This window comes from Winogradskyella psychrotolerans RS-3, assembly GCF_000427335.1.
Taxonomy (GTDB): domain Bacteria; phylum Bacteroidota; class Bacteroidia; order Flavobacteriales; family Flavobacteriaceae; genus Winogradskyella; species Winogradskyella psychrotolerans.
The window spans coordinates 1-19,423 of sequence record NZ_ATMR01000124.1; the positions used below are offsets into that span (position 1 = coordinate 1).

The window sequence follows — 19,423 nt, forward strand, 5'->3', positions numbered from 1 at the left end:
TTTTATAATATAAGCTTAAAGCTAAAATGAAGCTTAATCATTCAGCTTTAAAACAGCCATAAATGCTTCTTGAGGTATTTCTACATTACCTACTTGTCTCATAAATTCCTGCGAAGGCAGGAATCTCATCACGCGAACCTTGGATTATGGTATAAAATTCTTAAAGCTATTGTTTTAAATGGTCTATATAATTAAATTTTATAGAATATAGAGGTATAAATAAGATAAAATATTTTTTTGCCTTAGCTCAGGATTGTTTTCAAAAGTTTGAGATTCCTTTTTTCAAAGGAATTTGTTAATCGTTCAATTTTAAAACAGCCATAAATGCTTCTTGAGGTATTTCTACATTACCTACTTGTCTCATACGTTTCTTACCTTTTTTCTGCTTTTCTAACAACTTACGTTTACGAGAAATATCTCCACCATAACATTTTGCTGTTACATCTTTTCGAAGTGCTTTAACAGTTTCTCTAGAAATAATTTTTGCACCAATAGCAGCTTGAATAGGAATATCAAATTGTTGTCTTGGAATTAATTCCTTCAGCTTTTCACACATCTTTTTACCAATATTTTGCGCATTATCTGCATGGATTAAAGCAGAAAGTGCATCTACAGGTTGTGCATTTAATAACACATCTAGTCGAACTAATTTAGATACTCTCATTCCTATTGGATGATAATCGAATGAGGCATAACCTTTAGATACTGTTTTAAGGCGATCGTAAAAATCGAAAACAATTTCTGCGAGTGGCATTTCAAAAATTAACTCTACACGTTCTGTTGTTAAATACGTCTGATTAATAATCATGCCTCGTTTTTCTATACAAAGACTCATTACGTTACCCACAAAATCAGATTTTGTAATAATGGTAGCTTTTATAAAAGGTTCTTCAACACGATTTACAGTTGTTGGTTCTGGTAAATCACTTGGATTATTAACTACAAAAGGGACATCCGGATTTTTGTTTGTAAAAGCATTGTACGATACGTTGGGAACCGTAGTAATAACCGTCATATCAAACTCACGCTCTAAACGTTCTTGTATGATTTCCATATGTAACATACCTAAAAATCCACAACGGAAACCAAAACCTAAAGCAGCAGAACTTTCTGGCATAAACACTAAAGACGCATCGTTTAGTTGCAGCTTTTCCATAGAGTTACGAAGCTCTTCGTAATCCTCAGTATCTACAGGATAAATACCAGCAAAAACCATTGGTTTTACATCCTCAAAACCTGCAACAATATTGGTTGTAGGCTTAGCAAAATCTGTAATGGTATCACCAACTTTTACTTCTTTGGCCGTTTTAATTCCTGTAATTAAATACCCAACATCACCAGCTTTTACACTTTGTTTGGCAACTTGAGTTAATTTTAACGTTCCAACTTCATCAGCGAAATACTCTTTTCCTGTTGCTACGAATTTTATTTTTGTCCTTTTTTAATTTCACCATCAAAGACTCTAAAATAGGTTTCAATACCTCTAAACGTATTATAAACAGAATCGAAAATTAAAGCTTGTAAAGGCGCATTTACATCTCCTTTTGGAGCCGGAATTCGTTCAATAATTGCTTTTAATATATTTTCTACACCAAAACCTGTTTTTCCACTAGCGTGAATGACATCTTCAGGATCACAACCTAAAAGATCTACAATATCATCAGTAACTTCTTCTGGGTTTGCACTTGGTAAATCCACTTTATTTAACACCGGAATAATCTCTAAATCATTCTCTAATGCCAAGTATAGGTTAGAAATCGTTTGCGCCTGAATACTCTGAGCTGCATCTACAATTAATAAAGCTCCTTCACAAGCAGCTATAGATCGCGAGACTTCATAAGAAAAATCTACGTGACCAGGAGTATCGATAAGATTAAGCACATATTTTTCGCCTTCATACATATAGTCCATTTGAATAGCGTGGGACTTAATAGTAATACCACGCTCACGTTCCAAGTCCATACTATCTAAAAGTTGGGCTTGTTGTTCACGAGCAGTTACAGAACCTGTAGCGTCTAATAAACGGTCTGCTAAGGTGCTTTTCCCGTGGTCAATATGTGCAATAATGCAAAAATTACGAATATTTTTCATGTCTCTTTTCTAAGGCAATAAGTAATTGGCAAATATAATCGATTTCTTGTGCTTTATCGTATCAAATACAACAATAAAACATGTGTAATTACGGTAAAACCACAGTAAAATGTAAAAAACAATTTATATCTTGCAGTCAAACCTTTTTTATGATTATACGCTTGCGCCTCTTTTTTTGTGTATGTATTTGTATGCTCTCTAATGTATTGGTGGCTCAAGATTATTCTGTTTCAGGCCGTGTTGTCGACGCTGATAGTAACCCAATTGAATTTGCGAATGTTGTTATTTTAACAGAAGTTGATGGTGATTATCTGAAAGGTACTTCCACCGACGACAATGGATTTTTTAGTTTAATTAATTTATCAGAAACAACATTTTACCTTAAAATAAGCTACTTAGGTTTTGAAGAGTTTCAACAAAAAATCGTCCTAACAGGAGATTTAGATTTAAAAACCATTCAACTAAACGGTATTCCCGAAAATTTAAATGAAGTCACCGTTATAGCCAAAAAACCCACTATAACACGTAAGCCAGATCGCTTAATTTTTAACGTAGAAAACACGGCATTAAGCGAAGGCTCTACACTTGGTGTATTAAAACACACACCTGGAATTATAGTTTCAGAAGGCTCTATTAATATTAAAAGTACACCAGCAATCGTTTATATTAATAATAGACGTGTACAATTAACTTCTGAAGAACTCATTACGCTCTTAGAAAGTGCCCCTGCAAATAGTATTAAATCTGTTGAGGTGATAACAAATCCGCCTGCAAGCTATGATGCAGATTCTGGTGCTGTGATTAATATTATTATGAGTAGAAATATAGTAACAGGTTATAGAGGCAGTGTGTTTACAAATTATACACAAGGTGTTTTTCCGAGATATAATGCAGGAACAAGTCATTATTTTAAGAATAATAAGGTGAACCTCAATCTTAATTACAGTTTCACTAAGAATAAAATCAATAGAGACCAAGACGATACCGTTAATTTTTTAGATGATTCAAGAAATATTGAGGAAATCTGGACATCTAACATCAATAGAAATACCTGGTCAGAAACACATAATCTTAATCTTAATTTTGATTATTATATCGATGATAAAAACACCTTGAGTTTAACAAGTACAGGTTTATATACGCCTTATTATAAGTATCAAATAAAAAATAACACGACTATTACGGATGAAAATTTAGTTTTTCAAGAGCGGTTTACGGCAGATAATTTATCTAGAGATAACAAGTACAATATTGGTACCGATTTAATTTTTAGACGCGATTTTGAAAATAGCGCTAACTTAACATTTAATGCACATTATACCATTTACGATTATAGTCGCGACCAAAATGTACTCACTAATAATTTTGATGTTAATAATCTGTTTAGTGGAAATTCTGAGTTTAACTCAATCTCTAATCAGAAAACAAATATTATAACAGGTAAAACAGACTATAGCTTACCAATTAATGAGACTTCTAGTTTTGGTGCCGGAGTAAAATATTCTAATGTCAATACTGATAGTGACATTACAAAATCAGATATTGTTGGAAACTCAGAAGTCATAGACGTTAATAATACAGATGCGTTTAGATATGATGAAGAAGTGTTTGCTGCCTATTCTAACTATGCTAAATCTTGGGACAAATGGGAATTAAATCTTGGCCTTAGAGTAGAGCAAAGTCATATTGAAGGTAACTCTTTATCCTTAACAGAAAGAAATACTCAAGATTATTTTGGTTGGTTTCCTAATGCCAGTTTATCGCATCTGCTTTTAAAAGAGGCTAACTTATATGCAACATATAAACGCAGTATAACAAGGCCGAGTTATACGGATTTAAATCCATTTACATTTTTCTTAAACGAGAACACCGTTGTGTTGGGTAATCCTAATTTAGTACCGACGTATAGAGATCATTATAAAATAGGAAGTAATTTTCTAGAGCACTTTACTGTGGAAGCGTATTATATGAATTACGATGGTGATATTGTAGAATTACCTCGCCAAAATAATCAAACCAATGTAGTCGCTTTTACACCAATAAATTTGGATAAAAAAGAGGAATATGGATTCGATTTTATTTTTGATTATTATCCAACTAGTACTTGGAATCTCTATTTTGTAACCTCATTTTATAATATTTCCGAAGAATCTAATTTTGGGGAAGGCTTTGTAAAACAAGATCAATGGTCTAATTATAGTATTTTACATAATAGTTTCGCATTTTTAGAAGATCAAAGCTTACATGCGAGTCTAACATTTACTTGGATAGGTAAAAATTTACAACAATTTCAAACCGTTGAAGACCGTTTGGTCTCAGAGTTGAGTCTATCAAAAACTGTTTTTAAGAAAAAAGGAGTTATTTCTCTAGCTGTTGAAGATTTCTTTAATCTACAAAACTATGAAACGTCAACACGTTATTTAAACCAGTCAAATTCTAGCTTTGTAGATTCTGATAATAGATACATTAAATTAGGTTTCCGCTATAATTTTGGTAATACAAAGCTTAATACTAATGAGCGCACTACAAGTGCGGAAGAGCGCAAAAGGCTTAAAGATTTAAACTAATCTTGCTATTCAGCAATAAACAAGTTCGTATCACAATTTGTATATTTCAGAATATCGCTAATCGCGCCATTCAGCAATAAACAAGTTCGTATCACGTCCACCTCCATTATTTCGATTAGAAGAAAATACTAAATACTTACCGTCATTAGAAAACACTGGAAACGCATCAAAGGTTTCACTATGTGTTACACGTTTTAAATTCTTTCCATCGATATCAATTAAGTATAAGTTGAAAGGAAAACCACGTTCAGATTCAAAATTAGAAGAGAATAAAATTTTCTCACCAGAAGGATGAAAAAACGGACTCCAATTCGCGTTGCCTAAATCCGTTAATTGACGTAAATCAGAACCGTCAGCATTACAGATATACAATTCCATATCCGTTGGTTCAACTAAACCTTCAGCTAATAAATCTTTGTAATTTTTAATTTCTTCTTCAGTTTTAGGACGCGATGAGCGGAAGATTAGTTTCGTACCATCTGGTGAAAAGAACGCTCCACCATCATAACCTAATTCGTTAGTAATTTGCTTTACATCGCTACCGTCAATATTCATGGTGTATAATTCTAAATCACCACTTCTAGTTGATGTAAATACAATTTTATCACCTTTTGGAGATACGGTTGGTTCAGCATCATAACCCACTTCATTCGTTAATTGTTTTACAATATTACCTTCTAAATCCGCAACAAAAATATCATAGGTATCATAGATTGGCCAGATGTATTTTCCGTTTTTTCTAAGTGGAGTTTCAGGGCATGCTTCATCTCCAAGATGTGTAGAAGCATAAATAATATGCTTATTATCTGGCATAAAATACGAACAAGTTGTTCTACCTTTTCCTGTGCTTACCATAGGAGGCGCAATACTATCTGTAAACGTTTGGTTAGCATCCATTGTGAACATTTGGTCACATTCAACTCCCCATTTTATATTATTAGATTGAAAAACCAATTGTTTATCATCAAAACTCCAATACGCTTCAGCATTATCACCACCATAAGTCACTTGTCTTAAAGACTTAAAATGTACTTCTTCTGGGTAGATTAAAGAATCGTATTTTTTAGTCGCACCAGAAGTCGCTTCAGTGGTGTTGTTAGTCTCGTTTTTACAAGACGAAAATGTAACGAGTAGAATTAAAATTGAGACGATTCTGTTCATAATTAAAGAATTATAATAAGTGGCTTTTATTACCTAATTTTGTGCAAAAGTAAGATTTATAGATGAAATAAGCCACGAAATATCGCTGATATGTGATTCAGTGATAGTTGGCAAAACAAGCTTCTCAAATAAATCAAAAAATAGAATTCGAAATGAAAAGAGCACTAATTTTATTAGCATTAGCGGGATTTATATCTTGTAAAAACGAACCTAAAATTGCTGAAAATAACATTAAAGAGGATGTTGCATATTTAGCTGATGATAAATTAGAAGGTCGCCAAACCGGAACACAAGGAGAAGTCTTAGCTTCAGAATATCTTATAGAGCGTTTTAAAGCTATTGGAGTACAACCAAAAGGAACGGAGGGGTATTTGCAATCCTTTTCTTTTAAGCCTAAAACAGATCCGCATAGCGAAGTAGAATTTACAACGAATGCAGACAGTACAATTACAGGGCATAATGTTATTGGCTTTATAGACAATAATGCCAAAACCACAATTGTTATTGGTGCACATTACGACCATTTAGGGTATGGTGGAGAAGGGTCTTTATTTCGTGGTGAAGAAAAAGCCATACATAATGGAGCAGATGACAATGCAAGTGGAGTTGCGGTAATGTTGAATTTGGCTAGTCGATTAAAAGTAAAAAATGACCAGGCTGAAATTAAAGACACAAACAATTATTTGTTCATGGCATTTTCAGGGGAAGAAATGGGCTTATTAGGCTCTAATTACTTTTCTAAAAACCCAACTATTGATGCCGAATCTATTAACTATATGATAAATATGGATATGGTTGGTAGAATGAAAGCCGATAGCACTTTGGCTGTTTACGGTACAGGAACGTCTCCGATGTTTAAACAAACTTTGAAGTCTAATAATGATAAATTCAAAATTGTAGAAAATGAAAGTGGAGTAGGACCTAGCGATCACACGTCTTTTTATTTAATAGACATTCCGGTGTTACATTTCTTTACAGGTCAGCATGAAGATTACCACAAACCAGGTGATGATTCTGATAAATTGAACTATGACGGCATGAATCTAATTTCAGATTACATCTTCGATATTATTACTGATTTAGATGATAATGGAGAATTAGCGTTTCGTAAAACAAAGAATGAAAGCGAAGAAACACCACGTTTTAAAGTCGGACTAGGAGTTGTGCCAGATTATTTATACGATGGAAAAGGCATGCGAATCGATGGTACGCGAGAAGACACTCCTGCATACGCTGCTGGTTTACAAAAAGGCGATGTGGTTCTTAAATTAGGCGATAGCACCATTACAGATATGATGAGTTATATGCGCGCATTATCTGTTTTTGATAATGGTGATGAAGCTGGTATTACCGTGAAACGTGGAGAAGAAACCATTGACACTAAGGTGCAGTTTTAGCGGCACGCTATTTAATTAAAGACCAGTAGTTCGTTATTAAATATAGAAAAGCCTTTACATTATGTAGAGGCTTTTCTATACTGTAAAGTACAATATGACATTAATATAAACAGAAATTAAATACCAAATATTTCGGCATCTACTCTAAATATTGTGCTTACTGTAATATCGTGAGTTTCGTTGATGGTCTCGTCGGTGATGGTTGTAATACGTAGGTTATAATTATCTTTTTTAATAAACTCCTTCAATTCTTCATCCAAAACATCTAATTCTAAAGTGCTTAAATTATTGTTTTCCAAATCATAAACATTTGCAATTTCAACTTCATCAATGCCTTCTGCTTCAATATAAACATGGACTTCCTTTAAAAAATTAAAGTCACCATCATCAGGAGCATTGAGTAAAAGTTTTAGTTGCTTCAATTTTATACTCTCTATTAAATTTTCTCGTGTGTTATTACTTTCAAATGAAGCGTCAGAATTTGTTGTAATATCTGGTGTAATAAGGTCAAATGGAGTGTTAATAATTGTTGTTGGTGGGATAGTAAAATTGATTTCATAATCTAAATCAAATTTGGTTAACTCATCAATTGCATCACAACTTGAAAGCGCAATGAGCATCACAAAAGCTATACATAGGTTCTTTTTCATGTTAAAATTTTGATTTAAAGATACAGCATTAAGATTTAAAGCGTTTAAGGTATATTTCAGGAAAGAATAAATAATGACTAATAAAATCCTTAATTTTGCACTAAAATCATAACTCTTGGTTAAAATAGGCGACATAGAATTACCAGACTTTCCATTGCTTTTAGCACCTATGGAAGATGTAAGCGATCCTCCATTCCGTGCATTATGCAAGGAGCAAGGAGCAGATGTGGTTTATACAGAGTTTGTGTCTAGTGAAGGTTTAATTCGTAATGCGGCAAAAAGCGTTATGAAATTAGATATCTACGAAAAAGAAAGACCAGTTGGTATTCAAATTTTTGGAGCCAATATGGAAAGCATGCTGCAAACTATTGATATCGTCGAAAAATCGAATCCAGATATTATTGATATTAATTTTGGTTGTCCGGTTAAAAAAGTCGTTTCTAAAGGAGCAGGAGCAGGAATCCTGAAAGATATCTGTTTAATGGAGCAATTGACTGCCGAAATGGTAAAGCGTACTAATTTACCTGTCACTGTGAAAACCAGACTAGGTTGGGATCACGATTCTATTAAAATTGTTGAGGTTGCAGAACGTTTACAAGATGTAGGTTGTAAGGCAATATCAATTCATGGTAGAACAAGGGCACAAATGTATAAAGGTGATGCCGATTGGAAACCTATTGCTGAGGTTAAGAATAATCCACGTATGCATATTCCTGTATTTGGAAATGGAGACATCGATACACCTGAAAAAGCGATGTTAATGCGCGATTCTTATGGTTTAGACGGTGCTATGATTGGTAGAGCGTCTATTGGAAATCCATGGTTTTTTAAACAAGTGAAACACTTTTTTGAAACAGGTGAACATTTAGGACCTATTTCATTAGCAGAACGTGTGGATGCTGCCAGACGTCATCTTCAAATGGCTATAGATTGGAAAGGGGAAACCTTAGGTGTTTTTGAAACCCGAAGACATTATACGAACTATTTTAGAGGCATTCCACATTTTAAAGAATACCGAATGAAAATGGTAACTAGCGATGATTCTAAAGATGTATTTGCAGCTTTTGATGAGGTATTGGATGTGTTTTCTGATTATCAGTTTGTTTAGCAGAGCTTAAGCACCAAGCCACAAAAACTAAATTCCAAAAAAAGGGAACTCTAGTTATTATCTACTATCTTTTTTTCTTTGCGGATCTCTGTGTTAACTCTGCGAAGCTCAGTGTAGTCATAATTCTCGCGAAGTCTCAAAGGCGCAAAGCATGATGAATCTTTCAGTGTAAATAATAGAAAGAGTACTACTTATTTTTCTCTGTGAAGCTCTGTGTAATCTTCGTATAACTCTGCGTAATAATTTTCTCGCGAAGTCGCAAAGGCGCAAATCCTGATGAGTTTTTCAGTGTAAATTATTGAAAGTGTCATACTTATATTTCTCTGTGAATCTCTGCGAAATCTCCGTATAACTCTGCGTAATAATTTTCTCGTGAAGTCGCAAAGGCGCAAAGCACGATGAATCTATCAGTGTAAATTAGAGAAAGTGTCATACTTATTTTTCTCTGTGAATCTCTGTGCAATCTCCGTGTAACTCTGCGTAATAATTTTCTCGCGAAGTCGCAAAGGCGCAAATTTGGATGAATAGGTAAGTGTAAACCCTAAACTAATTTAGCTATTTATCAAGCTAGGAGTAATTCGCTGAGAGGCAATTTTAGAAGCCACAATTCCTAGTCCAAAAATGGTGACTAAAACAATAAGGACATTAAAAAAATTAATACGAACAGGATACGCTAAATCTGGAGTTAGCATTACAAACTCAAAAGACTGTTGTGTAAATACAATTAGTAATCCAAGAGTCACTCCAATAAGTCCACTTACAACCGTCATTAAACTACCCTGTAAAAAGAAAATGGATTTAATGGTTTTGGTTTCGGTTCCTAAATAATATAAGGTATTGAGTGATTTCTTCTTGTCTAGAATCATCATTATAATCGCACCGATAACATTGAATAATGCAATGATAATGACTAACGTAAAGATGAGGTAGATGGCAAGGTTTTCGGTATTCAACATTTTGAATAAAGCATCATTTAATTCTGCTCTATTTTTTATGCTGAATTTATCTCCGAAGGCAGTTTCAATTTGAGACCTAATAAGGTCTTCATTAGCGTCAGGATTCAATTTAATCTCAATAGCACTGCGTTGGTTCTCTTTATAACTAAGTAATTGCTTAGCCAGTTCAATATCCGAAAAAACATAATTATTATTGTACTGCTCGTTGATATCAAATAGCCCAACATTATTCACATAAACCGAATTATAATACCCTTGAATAGAAGTGGCTTGACCTTTTCCAACCTTGGGAACATAAAAGGATAGTGGCTTTAAATAATCGAGAACACCAAAAGACAGATTATTAGAAATTCCCCAACCAGAAACAACTTCATTACTATTAGGAGTAATCCAATTTCCTTTGGTTACCATTGAGTCAATACTCGTAACATTTTGGTAGTTTTTATCTACACCTTTTAAGGTGGCAATAAGATTTTTATTTTCAGATTTAATAAAAATGCGTTCTTCAATAATTTCAGAAGAGGCTTCAATACCTTCAATTTTTAAAAGGGAGGTATGATCATTTTCGGACCATTGAAACGATTTACCCTCAGAAGGTATTAATTTCAAATCAGGATCCACAAAAGTGGAAAAATTAAGACTATAATCCTTTAAACCCGCAAATACAGATAACACAATAAAAAGTGCTGCTGAAGCAATAATAACTCCACCAGAAGCAATTAAGGTCATAATATTTATAGCATTATTACTGCTTTTAGAAAACAGATAACGTTTTGCTATATATAAAGGGAAATTCACTTAAGATTTTTTACGCTTGCCTAATAAGTCTGGATTCTCTAATGGATTGTCTTCGCCTTTTAAAGAACGCTCAATACCATCAATATATTCTAAAGAGTCATCGATAAAAAATTCTAATTGTGGCATACGTCTAAGTTGGTGACGTGTTCGTTGCGCCAACTCGTGCCTAATAAGAGGCTTATTAGATGTAATTCCTTCGAGTAAAGGTTTTGCTTCTTTATTAGGGAAAATACTTAAGTAAACCTTTGCTACAGAGAGATCTGTAGTTACATTTACTTTGCTCACTGAGATAATAACACCTCGCAAACCACCATCGGTAGCTGCTTTTTGTAAAACCTCTGCTAAATCTTGTTGGAGGATACCTCCTATTTTTTTCTGTCTTTGTGTAAATTCTTCCATGATGATTATTATAACTAATCGTCTGCAAAAGTAGAGGTTATTTAAGGATTATCTTATTTTTGAGTGTAGAAAATGATTATTACTAATGATAATTTTAAGAATTAAATAAAGAGATACCTGCTTTCGCAGGCATAAAGGATGAAAAAAATAGAACATATAGGAATCGCTGTTAAGGATATAGAAAAATCTAATACGCTTTTTAAAGCCTTATTTGGAGAAGACCATTATAAGATTGAAGATGTAGAAAGTGAGGGTGTAAAAACATCTTTTTTTAAATGTGGTCCTAATAAAATTGAATTATTACAGGCTACCAATGAAGAGAGTCCGATTGCTAAATTCATTGAGAAAAAGGGGGAAGGCATGCATCATATTGCTTTTGCTGTTGATGATATTGAGGAGGAAATTGAACGCTTAACGAAAGAAGGCTTCACCATGATACACAAAGAACCAAAACAAGGAGCGGACAATAAATTAATTGCTTTTTTACACCCAAAATCCACTAATGGTGTTTTAATTGAGCTTTGTCAAGAGATAAAGAACTAAAACGATTTATTTTTCTTGTAGAGTTTTAAAATATGTAGTAATATTGCACTCTCTTTTAAATAAGAGTAAAGATTAACAGCAATGTTAATTGGTCCCATAGCTCAGTTGGTTAGAGCACCTGACTCATAATCAGGTGGTCCTTGGTTCGAGCCCAAGTGGGACCACTTTAAGAATCCGTAATTCATTAATTATAAAATGATTACGGATTTTTTGTTTTATAAAATGTACGGTTAATTGCTTTTTTTTATATTATTCTTGAAGTTATGATAGAATAGTTTACGACAATTATTAAAGTAAAAATGAAGTGGTAATTATTGAAAAAGAACTAAAATTTGTAGTTGTTTATTTCAAACCTGACTGAACATTTAGAAGAGAACCTAGCACTAAATTAAATACGGTGTTGGTAAATTGTCTTTTTTTATAGCTATCATTCGGCATTTTCTTCTGTCATATACTAATTCCTGATATTTTTCAGGATTATGACTTTGGTTAAAAATTGGCTTATAGTTTTTCATTGAACATTATTTTGGCTAATAAGTAAGGCTACAATTAGGCGCTATAAAATGAGATTTCAGTTTAAATATGGATAGTGGTTACATCTAAACATTAGAAGACTTCTTCAAGACATTCACTTTAAAATCCCCTACAACTGATAGATTTGGATTTGCAGTCATCAATACCAATCCATATCCAAAATGCGAAAGTTTACAACCCTCAATGATTTCTTAATTTAGAGCACTATAAACTGGCATAAAATGTTTTTTTGCGTTATCACATCTAAAGATGCAAATAGATACTTAATATTATAATGATTTGAGTCAGTACCCAATAAGCTAATTATTAATACATTGACGCTACAATCTGTGAATGACCTACTGATTTAACGGTTAATGAAAATAAATGGATACCTATTTACAATTTAAAAGTCATCACAGGTAGTTTTGCGTGGTTTGCTAAATCTTCAGAAATACTGCCTTCTAAAAAATGACTTAAGCCTTTATGAGCGTGTGTGCTTATAGCGATGAGATCTGCGCTTGTTTCTTCGGCATATTGTATTAATCCATCTTCAACCGTATAACCTGCAATAAACTCCACATTATCTGATCCTCCTGCAGCTGCAAACAACGTTACTTTCTCATTAAATTCTTTTGAGCTGATAAAATTACTATAAGGTAGATTGACATATACAAGATGTATCCTACTGCCTAGATTTGAGAACATTGCTAAATTATTCTTGTATGCAGACACGTTTTCTGGATTCAGATCTGTGGCTATTACGACAGTTTTTAAGTCAAAATTTTTCGGTTCTGACTTTATAATTAACACAGGTGTGTTACTATAACGTACCATTTTTTCTGCGTTTGATCCTGTAAATACGCCATCATAATCGGTTAAACCATGGGATCCCATAATAATTAAATCTGCATTTGTTTCTTTCGCTACGGTATCTACCTCTTTGTACACCTTATGATGCTTAATCATAGGCTCAACTTTTACACCTTCTAGATAGTCCTTTTCTAAAAAAAGTTCAATTTTTTTATTGGCTATAGCGAGCATAAACAGCATTTCATTTTCGTTCTCTGTTTCGGAATGTGTAAAAATACTATCGGATAATTCTAACATATGCAATACATGGATTACAGCATTATGTTTTTTAGCTAAAATGGCACCAGCCTTTGAAGCAAATTCAGATTGTTTTGAAAAATCGACAGGTATGATTATGTTTTTCATCTTATGTTTTTTTAAGAAAGATGCGAATAGATGAGGTATGATAAAATGACCTACGTCAGGACATTTTCATTTAGAGTAAATGCTAAATGATTGGAAAGTTTAGAATCAAAACAGAAAGAACATAGCGTTTAAGGATCTGGCTGACCCAGGTCATATTTTTTAGATGCGCTTTCTTTTAATTTTACATATCTAGTTTTTAAGAACCAATACCACTGAAAATTATTTAAAACAAAGGATCATGGAAAAACACACCTATAATGTTAATATCAATTGGACACAAGATCGAAAAGGAATGATGTGTTCACCAGAATTAAAGAATAATGAAACTAATGAAACCAATTGTTTAGAAGTTGCAACACCACCAGAATTTCCTGGAGGAATGCCAAACATTTGGTCACCAGAACACTTATTTACTGCAGCTGTAAGTAGTTGCTTAATGACTACATTTTTAGCAATTGCCGGATTTTCAAAGTTAGATTATGTAAGTTTTAAGTGCGCTTCTAAAGGAATTGTAGAAAAAGTAGAAGGTAAATTTATAGTAAGTGAAGTGTTATTGTTTCCCGAAGTTGTTATCTCAGACGCATCCAAAAGCGATCGTATGGAACGCGTTGTGGAAAAAGCAAAAAAAGCCTGTTTAATTTCAAATTCTATTACTTCAAAAATTACCATGGAAACTAAAATTACGGTGCAAAATTAAAATCTTGAATGTTTAGGATGATTTTAAATAGAACTACCAAAAAAATAGCAGATGAACAATTTCAGAAATAGACCAAAAGACAATTATATCCACGAGGCTAATTGGGAACAATTATATGTACTTACAGAACATTGGAAATCCGATATTTTGTTTTACAAAGATGATTTAAGGTTTCTACATCATCTTATCGACAATTATTTTTTGTGGCTTTCAAAGAGAGAAAATATTGATTTGGTGCAGGAAATTGAAGTGAAGTTACTTCTAGTAGATAAACAAAGTGATGCATTAGTAGAAAGACTAGATAAACATTTGCACCACCTTGCAGAGTTGATAGATGACCCTTTCGTATTTGTTGCAGATACCTTTAGAAATGAGCACGAACTTTTAGAAGATGACCTAGCTCAATTTGTAAAAGACTTTAGAAATAACCGGAAAGAAGTTTTTTTACTTACAGAACATATAATTAAACGAGGAGGATTGATACGTCAATTTAATAGCATTTCTAAATAGTTTCATAACCACAAAATTGTAATCTGTAAATAATAAGCACTATGAAAAAACTACATAAAATATTAAATGAGATTACGGAGCTCATAACGAATATAGAAACCAATTATCCTGAACTATACCGTTCTTTAGATGAAAATCCTATGACGCTGCCTGTTAGCCAAAATCCGCAAATGGGTAAAGTAGTCATGCAAGAGTATTTAGACAGCTTAAAGGAATTACTAGAAAGTTATGTAGATGAAGAAAAGATAAAGAATAGCCTGTAATATTATGGGAGAAATAGCCACATCAAATAGACAAATAACACTGTTTTATAGTTCTAAATCAGAAAGAGCAAAACAGACCTTAGCATACGCCAAAGCAGAAGGATTAAAAATTCAAGAAATCGATGTTCTAAAAACAAAGTTAACAGGAACCCAACTCGTAGAATTAGCAGGCAGACTGAATATGGTGGTAGCAGATTTAGTAAATCAGGAGCATCCAGTATATACCTCTTATTGCGAACCTCAAAATTTTTCTACCGACGACTGGATTAAATTAATACAACATAACCCAGAGATTATGAAACAACCTATTGCATTAAGAGGCGACAAGACAATTTTGGTTGAGACACCTACAGATATCATTAATATTTAAATAATTCAATTTAAAACAAACCAATAATGGGAAGGCTAGTACTCGTTAGACACGGAAAAAGCGTATGGAATGTAGAAAACATATTTACAGGTTGGACAGATGTAGGCCTTGCACCAAAGGGAGTTGAAGAGGCAAAGTTAGCAGGAAAACTTATTAGAGACGAAAACATAACTATAGACATCTGCTTTTCATCTTATCTAAAAAGAGCTATTAAAACCGCTTCGATTATTATGGAAATAGCAGATATAGCGTACATAGATTTTATTAAAAGTTGGAAACTAAATGAACGACATTATGGTGCTTGGCAAGGAAGGAACAAGGATGTAGTAAGAAAGGAAGTTGGAGAGGATCTTTTTTGGAAGGTAAGACGTGGTTACGATGCTGCTGCACCTGCGCTATCGACAAATGATAAAAGATATCCAAAATTCGAACCTAAATACAAGAAGCTTAATAGTGTAGATTTGCCAGTAACAGAATCTTTAAAAGACACAAAGCAAAGAGCTGTTAAATATTATTTTGAAGTCATTGTACCAGAATTAGTAAAAGGTAAAACCGTACTTGTTTCTGCTCACGGAAATTCCATTAGGGCATTAATGATACAGATTTTAAATATTCCTGCAAACGAAATTTCAAAAGTCGAAGTACTAACAGGAGTCTTAAATATTTATGATTTTGATAGCGCTATGACTTTAAAAGAGAATTACATATTAAAACCAAAACAAGAACTATTAATTGAAAATAACGAGAAATTATGAAATCCAAGATTCAAGAATACCATAACAATTTTTTTACAATAGGTAAAACAAAAATTTTAGCCTTTACCATAATGACATTTATGGCAGGAACCATTTTAACAAGTTGTGGTGAGACATCTAAAAAAGATGCCAAAACTGTTAAAGAAGACACAAAAGAACTTAATAAAGATTTAGAGCAAGGTGCAAAAGACACCAGTGAAGAAATTAAAACCACTGTAAAAGCAGATTGGGAAAATTTTAAAACGGCATCTGAAACTGCAGTTGAAAACACAGAAAACAACATAAAGGACTTACGAGAAAAAATAGCAAAAGCAAGTCAAAATGAAAAAACACGATTAACGGTTCAACTTGATAAATTAGAACTTAAAAACAAAGAGCTTAAAGAGAAACTAGCAGAACGAGCTGTTGAGTTTAAACAAGATATAGTTGAGTTTAACGAATCTACAATAGAAAGTGAAAAAAGGTTTGAACGTGAATTTAATCACGATATGAAAGAGATGGGTACAGCTTTAAAAGATCTGTTTAAAAATAATGAGGATTAAAAATTAGAAATTATGGAAACCACAGTATTAAATTCAACTCTGTTAGTTACAAAAAACTGGTGGCTATCCATCTTAATAGGCCTAGTGTACATTATTTTAGGTGTATGGGTTTTTAGAACACCATTGGCGAGTTACATCTCATTAAGCGTCATCTTTAGTATTTTTATTTTATTTCAGGACTACTAGAAATTATTTTTTCAATTTCAAACAGAAAAGAAATAGATAATTGGGCTTGGTATTTAGCAGGAGGTATTTTGGATCTTATTATAGGTGTACTTTTAATATCTCATCCAGTAATGACCATGACAATTTTACCATTATACATTGGCTTTTGGTTATTGTTTAGGGGGATTATGGCATTAGGAATCTCAATCCAGTCAAAATCATTTGGTGTCTCTCAGTGGGGTTGGATGCTAGTATCAGGAATCGCAACCATCATTTTTGCAATTTTAATATTAGCCAATCCTGTTTTTGGTGGTTTAAGCATTGTTTATATGACCGCCTTGGCATTTATAATGATAGGACTCTTTAGACTGTTTTGGGGTTTTATTAAAAAGAATTAAAAACATTGCTAATTAGATTAATTTGAAGCAGTGCGTTACGTTCAAAGTAGACAAGGTTGTCATGAGGTTTTCTCTTCTATTCGTCATCGTATGGATCAATTCTTTAATAGGCACTACTGATATAAAAAATTGGCTTATAGAAAATACCTTGACGGTTATTGCGCTGCTTTTTTTAATTCTCACCTATAACAAATATCGCTTCAGTGATTTTAGTTATTTTTTGATTTGTATTTTTCTCTGCTTGCACGTCTATGGTTCTAAATACACCTACGCTGGAAATCTGTTTGGGTATAAGCTTCAAGATGTCTTTCATTCATCAAGAAACCAATATGACAGATTGGTGCATTTCAATTTTGGCTTTTTGCTGTATTATCCTTTGCACGAATGCCTTTTAAGATGGTTTAGAATTCCGAAGTCCTTAGCATTGATAATACCTGTATTAATAATTTTATCGGCAAGCGCTTTATATGAAATTATAGAATGGCTGGTCGCAGATGTGTTTTTCGTGGAAGAAGGGATTTCATATTTGGGAATTCAGGGAGACGTTTGGGACGCGCAAAAAGATATGTCTGTTGCTTTTCTTGGTGTTATGCTCGCTGCTATGATTTCTTATATCTATAGACGCACCAAATCGTCTGAATCAAAGCTTGATACTTTATAGAGCACTGTTTTGCTCGTTTTAATAGCAATAACATCCTTATCCTGTTAAAGTTTTCAAAAAAATATCTATACTGATGTAGGTCAGTGTCAGCATATGAAAAGCAATCTACCTTTGAAGTATTATTAATTATAAAACCTCAAAAAATGAAAACACCAAACATAGGAATTTCAGCAGAAAACAGACAGGCTATCGCAGATCAGTTATCAAAAATATTAGCGGATGAATTTGTACTCTATTCAAGAACCCTAAATTTTCATTGGAATATTGAAGGTCCAGATTTTTATTCAGTACATCTTTATCTTGAAACCTTGTACCAAGAGCAACAAGTGGTTGTTGATACCGTAGCAGAAAAAATACGCGCAATAGGTCATTATGTACCTGCAACCTTAAAGGACTATTCTCAATTGACGCATCTTACCGAAAAAACAAAAGGTAAAAATGATAGCCAAAGTATATTCGCAGAATTGCTAGAAGACCACGAAAGCATTATTGTATTTCTTCGCGAAGAGATTAAGCCTATAGCAGACAAATGGAAGGCTGATGGTATTAGCGATTATATTACCGGACTTATGGAACAACACGAGAAAACCGCTTGGATGTTGCGCTCACATTTAAAGTAAATTAAGTATTAAATACATATTGATAAAAAAACTATAAAATGAATTATAAAAACATAACCATAGCAGGAAGCGGTGTTTTAGGCTATCAAATCGCATTTCAAACAGCATTTCATGGTTTTCATGTAACCGTTTATGACATCAATGATGCCGTTTTAGATAAAGCGAAATCAAAGTTCAGTAGCTTAAGTGAAGGGTATAAAAAAGATTTAAATGCAACGCAGCAACAACTAGATAAAACAAAGCAAAATCTCAGTTATACTTCAGATTTGGCTGCATCGGTCAAAAATGCTGATTTATTAATTGAGGCCATACCCGAAAACCCCAAATAAAGACAGATTTTTATAAAAAGTTAGCGAAAGTTGCCCCTGAAAAAACTGTTTTTGCTACCAATTCTTCAACACTATTACCTAGTAAATTTGCTGAAGCAACAGGCAGACCTGCTAAATTTTTAGCATTACATTTTGCAAATGATATTAAGGTCCGTAATACAGCAGAAGTAATGATGCATTCAGGGACAGACCCACAAGTTTTTGATGAAGTGATAGCTTTTGCTAAAGCAATTGGTATGATTGCGCTTCCATTGTATAAGGAACAACCAGGCTATATTCTTAATACATTATTGGTTCCTGTTTTAAGTTTGTCGCTTAACCTTTTAGTAAATGGTGTTAGCGATGTAGAAACCATAGATAAGACATGGATGAAGGCTATGATGACACCATTGGGACCTTTTGCAATACTTGATATGGTGGGAATAACAACGGCATACAATATACTTAAAATGGAAGCAGACACAACCAAAGATCCCATTAAAATTAAATCTGTAGCCTACCTTAAAGAAAATTTTATTGATAAAAATAAATTAGGTTCAACTACAGGAGAAGGATTTTATAAGTATCCACATCCAGCATATAAAAATTCGGATTTTTTGAAATAGATATGATTTTATTTTGATTCATTCATGTCAAATAAAGGATTTATATAATTCTTATTTCTTATCCGAATCAAGAATTAAATCAAGTATTGATTGTTTAATTAAAACTA

Annotated in this window: 19 protein-coding genes, 1 tRNA gene and 2 pseudogenes; 16 read left to right on the plus strand and 6 right to left on the minus strand. The window is 33.0% G+C overall.

The features are described 5' to 3' along the window. Nucleotides 1-295 precede the first annotated feature (295 nt). Nucleotides 296-2,091 (minus strand): annotated as a pseudogene (lepA, locus tag ADIWIN_RS11780) (translation elongation factor 4). Between the two features lie 149 nt (nucleotides 2,092-2,240). Here lepA and ADIWIN_RS11785 point away from each other — a divergent pair. Continuing rightward, the gene (locus ADIWIN_RS11785) at nucleotides 2,241-4,658 is read left to right on the plus strand and encodes a TonB-dependent receptor domain-containing protein (protein WP_040757189.1); all 2,418 of its coding nucleotides are present in this window, start codon (nucleotides 2,241-2,243) and stop codon (nucleotides 4,656-4,658) included. A 57-nt stretch (nucleotides 4,659-4,715) separates the two neighbouring features. On the opposite strand, the gene ADIWIN_RS11790 is transcribed toward ADIWIN_RS11785, so the two are convergent. Next, a complete protein-coding gene (locus ADIWIN_RS11790; RefSeq protein ID WP_020897394.1) occupies nucleotides 4,716-5,819 on the minus strand; it encodes a TolB family protein in 1,104 nt (367 codons plus the stop codon). 152 nt (nucleotides 5,820-5,971) lie between these two features. On the opposite strand from ADIWIN_RS11790, the gene ADIWIN_RS11795 reads away from it, so the two are divergent. After that, nucleotides 5,972-7,216 (plus strand): M28 family peptidase, encoded by a 1,245-nt coding sequence (locus ADIWIN_RS11795; protein ID WP_040757241.1) that lies wholly within the window; start codon nucleotides 5,972-5,974, stop codon nucleotides 7,214-7,216. Nucleotides 7,217-7,332: 116 nt separating this feature from the next. Here ADIWIN_RS11795 and ADIWIN_RS11800 read toward each other — a convergent pair whose 3' ends face one another. Continuing rightward, entirely contained in the window at nucleotides 7,333-7,866 is a 534-nt protein-coding gene (locus ADIWIN_RS11800; RefSeq protein ID WP_020897396.1) for a hypothetical protein, read from the minus strand. A gap of 115 nt (nucleotides 7,867-7,981) precedes the next feature. Between ADIWIN_RS11800 and dusB the strand changes: the two genes are divergently transcribed. After that, a complete protein-coding gene (gene dusB / locus ADIWIN_RS11805) occupies nucleotides 7,982-8,974 on the plus strand; it encodes a tRNA dihydrouridine synthase DusB (RefSeq protein WP_020897397.1) in 993 nt (330 codons plus the stop codon). 551 nt (nucleotides 8,975-9,525) lie between these two features. On the opposite strand, the gene ADIWIN_RS11810 is transcribed toward dusB, so the two are convergent. Together ADIWIN_RS11810 and rbfA are read right to left on the minus strand one after the other, a co-directional pair. After that, the gene (locus ADIWIN_RS11810; RefSeq protein ID WP_020897399.1) at nucleotides 9,526-10,728 is read right to left on the minus strand and encodes an ABC transporter permease; all 1,203 of its coding nucleotides are present in this window, start codon (nucleotides 10,726-10,728) and stop codon (nucleotides 9,526-9,528) included. Beyond that, entirely contained in the window at nucleotides 10,729-11,127 is a 399-nt protein-coding gene (gene rbfA / locus ADIWIN_RS11815; RefSeq protein ID WP_020897400.1) for a 30S ribosome-binding factor RbfA, read from the minus strand. Nucleotides 11,128-11,265: 138 nt separating this feature from the next. On the opposite strand from rbfA, the gene mce reads away from it, so the two are divergent. Continuing rightward, the gene (gene mce / locus ADIWIN_RS11820; RefSeq protein WP_020897401.1) at nucleotides 11,266-11,670 is read left to right on the plus strand and encodes a methylmalonyl-CoA epimerase; all 405 of its coding nucleotides are present in this window, start codon (nucleotides 11,266-11,268) and stop codon (nucleotides 11,668-11,670) included. Between the two features lie 90 nt (nucleotides 11,671-11,760). Next, a tRNA-Ile gene (locus ADIWIN_RS11825) sits at nucleotides 11,761-11,834 on the plus strand. Between the two features lie 748 nt (nucleotides 11,835-12,582). Here ADIWIN_RS11825 and ADIWIN_RS11830 read toward each other — a convergent pair. Beyond that, nucleotides 12,583-13,401 (minus strand): universal stress protein, encoded by an 819-nt coding sequence (locus tag ADIWIN_RS11830; RefSeq protein ID WP_020897403.1) that lies wholly within the window; start codon nucleotides 13,399-13,401, stop codon nucleotides 12,583-12,585. Between the two features lie 238 nt (nucleotides 13,402-13,639). On the opposite strand from ADIWIN_RS11830, the gene ADIWIN_RS11835 reads away from it, so the two are divergent. The 11 genes and pseudogenes from ADIWIN_RS11835 (at nucleotide 13,640) to ADIWIN_RS11880 (ending at nucleotide 19,316) form a co-directional block, all read left to right on the plus strand. Next, nucleotides 13,640-14,098, plus strand: coding sequence for an OsmC family protein (locus ADIWIN_RS11835; protein WP_020897404.1), 459 nt, complete (start codon nucleotides 13,640-13,642; stop codon nucleotides 14,096-14,098). A 51-nt stretch (nucleotides 14,099-14,149) separates the two neighbouring features. Then, entirely contained in the window at nucleotides 14,150-14,608 is a 459-nt protein-coding gene (locus ADIWIN_RS11840) for a hypothetical protein (protein WP_020897405.1), read from the plus strand. A 41-nt stretch (nucleotides 14,609-14,649) separates the two neighbouring features. After that, nucleotides 14,650-14,871, plus strand: a complete 222-nt coding sequence (locus tag ADIWIN_RS11845; RefSeq protein WP_020897406.1) for a hypothetical protein — start codon at nucleotides 14,650-14,652, stop codon at nucleotides 14,869-14,871. Nucleotides 14,872-14,875: 4 nt separating this feature from the next. After that, nucleotides 14,876-15,241 (plus strand): arsenate reductase family protein, encoded by a 366-nt coding sequence (locus ADIWIN_RS11850; protein ID WP_020897407.1) that lies wholly within the window; start codon nucleotides 14,876-14,878, stop codon nucleotides 15,239-15,241. A 26-nt stretch (nucleotides 15,242-15,267) separates the two neighbouring features. Then, a complete protein-coding gene (locus tag ADIWIN_RS11855) occupies nucleotides 15,268-15,996 on the plus strand; it encodes a 2,3-bisphosphoglycerate-dependent phosphoglycerate mutase (protein ID WP_020897408.1) in 729 nt (242 codons plus the stop codon). Continuing rightward, nucleotides 15,993-16,538, plus strand: coding sequence for a hypothetical protein (locus tag ADIWIN_RS11860; RefSeq protein WP_040757192.1), 546 nt, complete (start codon nucleotides 15,993-15,995; stop codon nucleotides 16,536-16,538). Before ADIWIN_RS11855 ends, ADIWIN_RS11860 begins: the two co-directional genes overlap by 4 nt. A gap of 12 nt (nucleotides 16,539-16,550) precedes the next feature. Beyond that, nucleotides 16,551-16,724, plus strand: coding sequence for a hypothetical protein (locus ADIWIN_RS20880; protein WP_200859806.1), 174 nt, complete (start codon nucleotides 16,551-16,553; stop codon nucleotides 16,722-16,724). Between the two features lie 68 nt (nucleotides 16,725-16,792). Further along, a complete protein-coding gene (locus ADIWIN_RS20885; RefSeq protein WP_200859807.1) occupies nucleotides 16,793-17,101 on the plus strand; it encodes an HdeD family acid-resistance protein in 309 nt (102 codons plus the stop codon). 61 nt (nucleotides 17,102-17,162) lie between these two features. Continuing rightward, on the plus strand, nucleotides 17,163-17,762 hold the full coding sequence (locus ADIWIN_RS11870) for a DUF2238 domain-containing protein (protein ID WP_020897411.1): 600 nt from the start codon (nucleotides 17,163-17,165) through the stop codon (nucleotides 17,760-17,762). A gap of 143 nt (nucleotides 17,763-17,905) precedes the next feature. Then, the gene (locus tag ADIWIN_RS11875; protein WP_020897412.1) at nucleotides 17,906-18,382 is read left to right on the plus strand and encodes a Dps family protein; all 477 of its coding nucleotides are present in this window, start codon (nucleotides 17,906-17,908) and stop codon (nucleotides 18,380-18,382) included. A 38-nt stretch (nucleotides 18,383-18,420) separates the two neighbouring features. Further along, a pseudogene (locus ADIWIN_RS11880) lies at nucleotides 18,421-19,316 on the plus strand (3-hydroxyacyl-CoA dehydrogenase). Nucleotides 19,317-19,423: the final 107 nt, after the last annotated feature.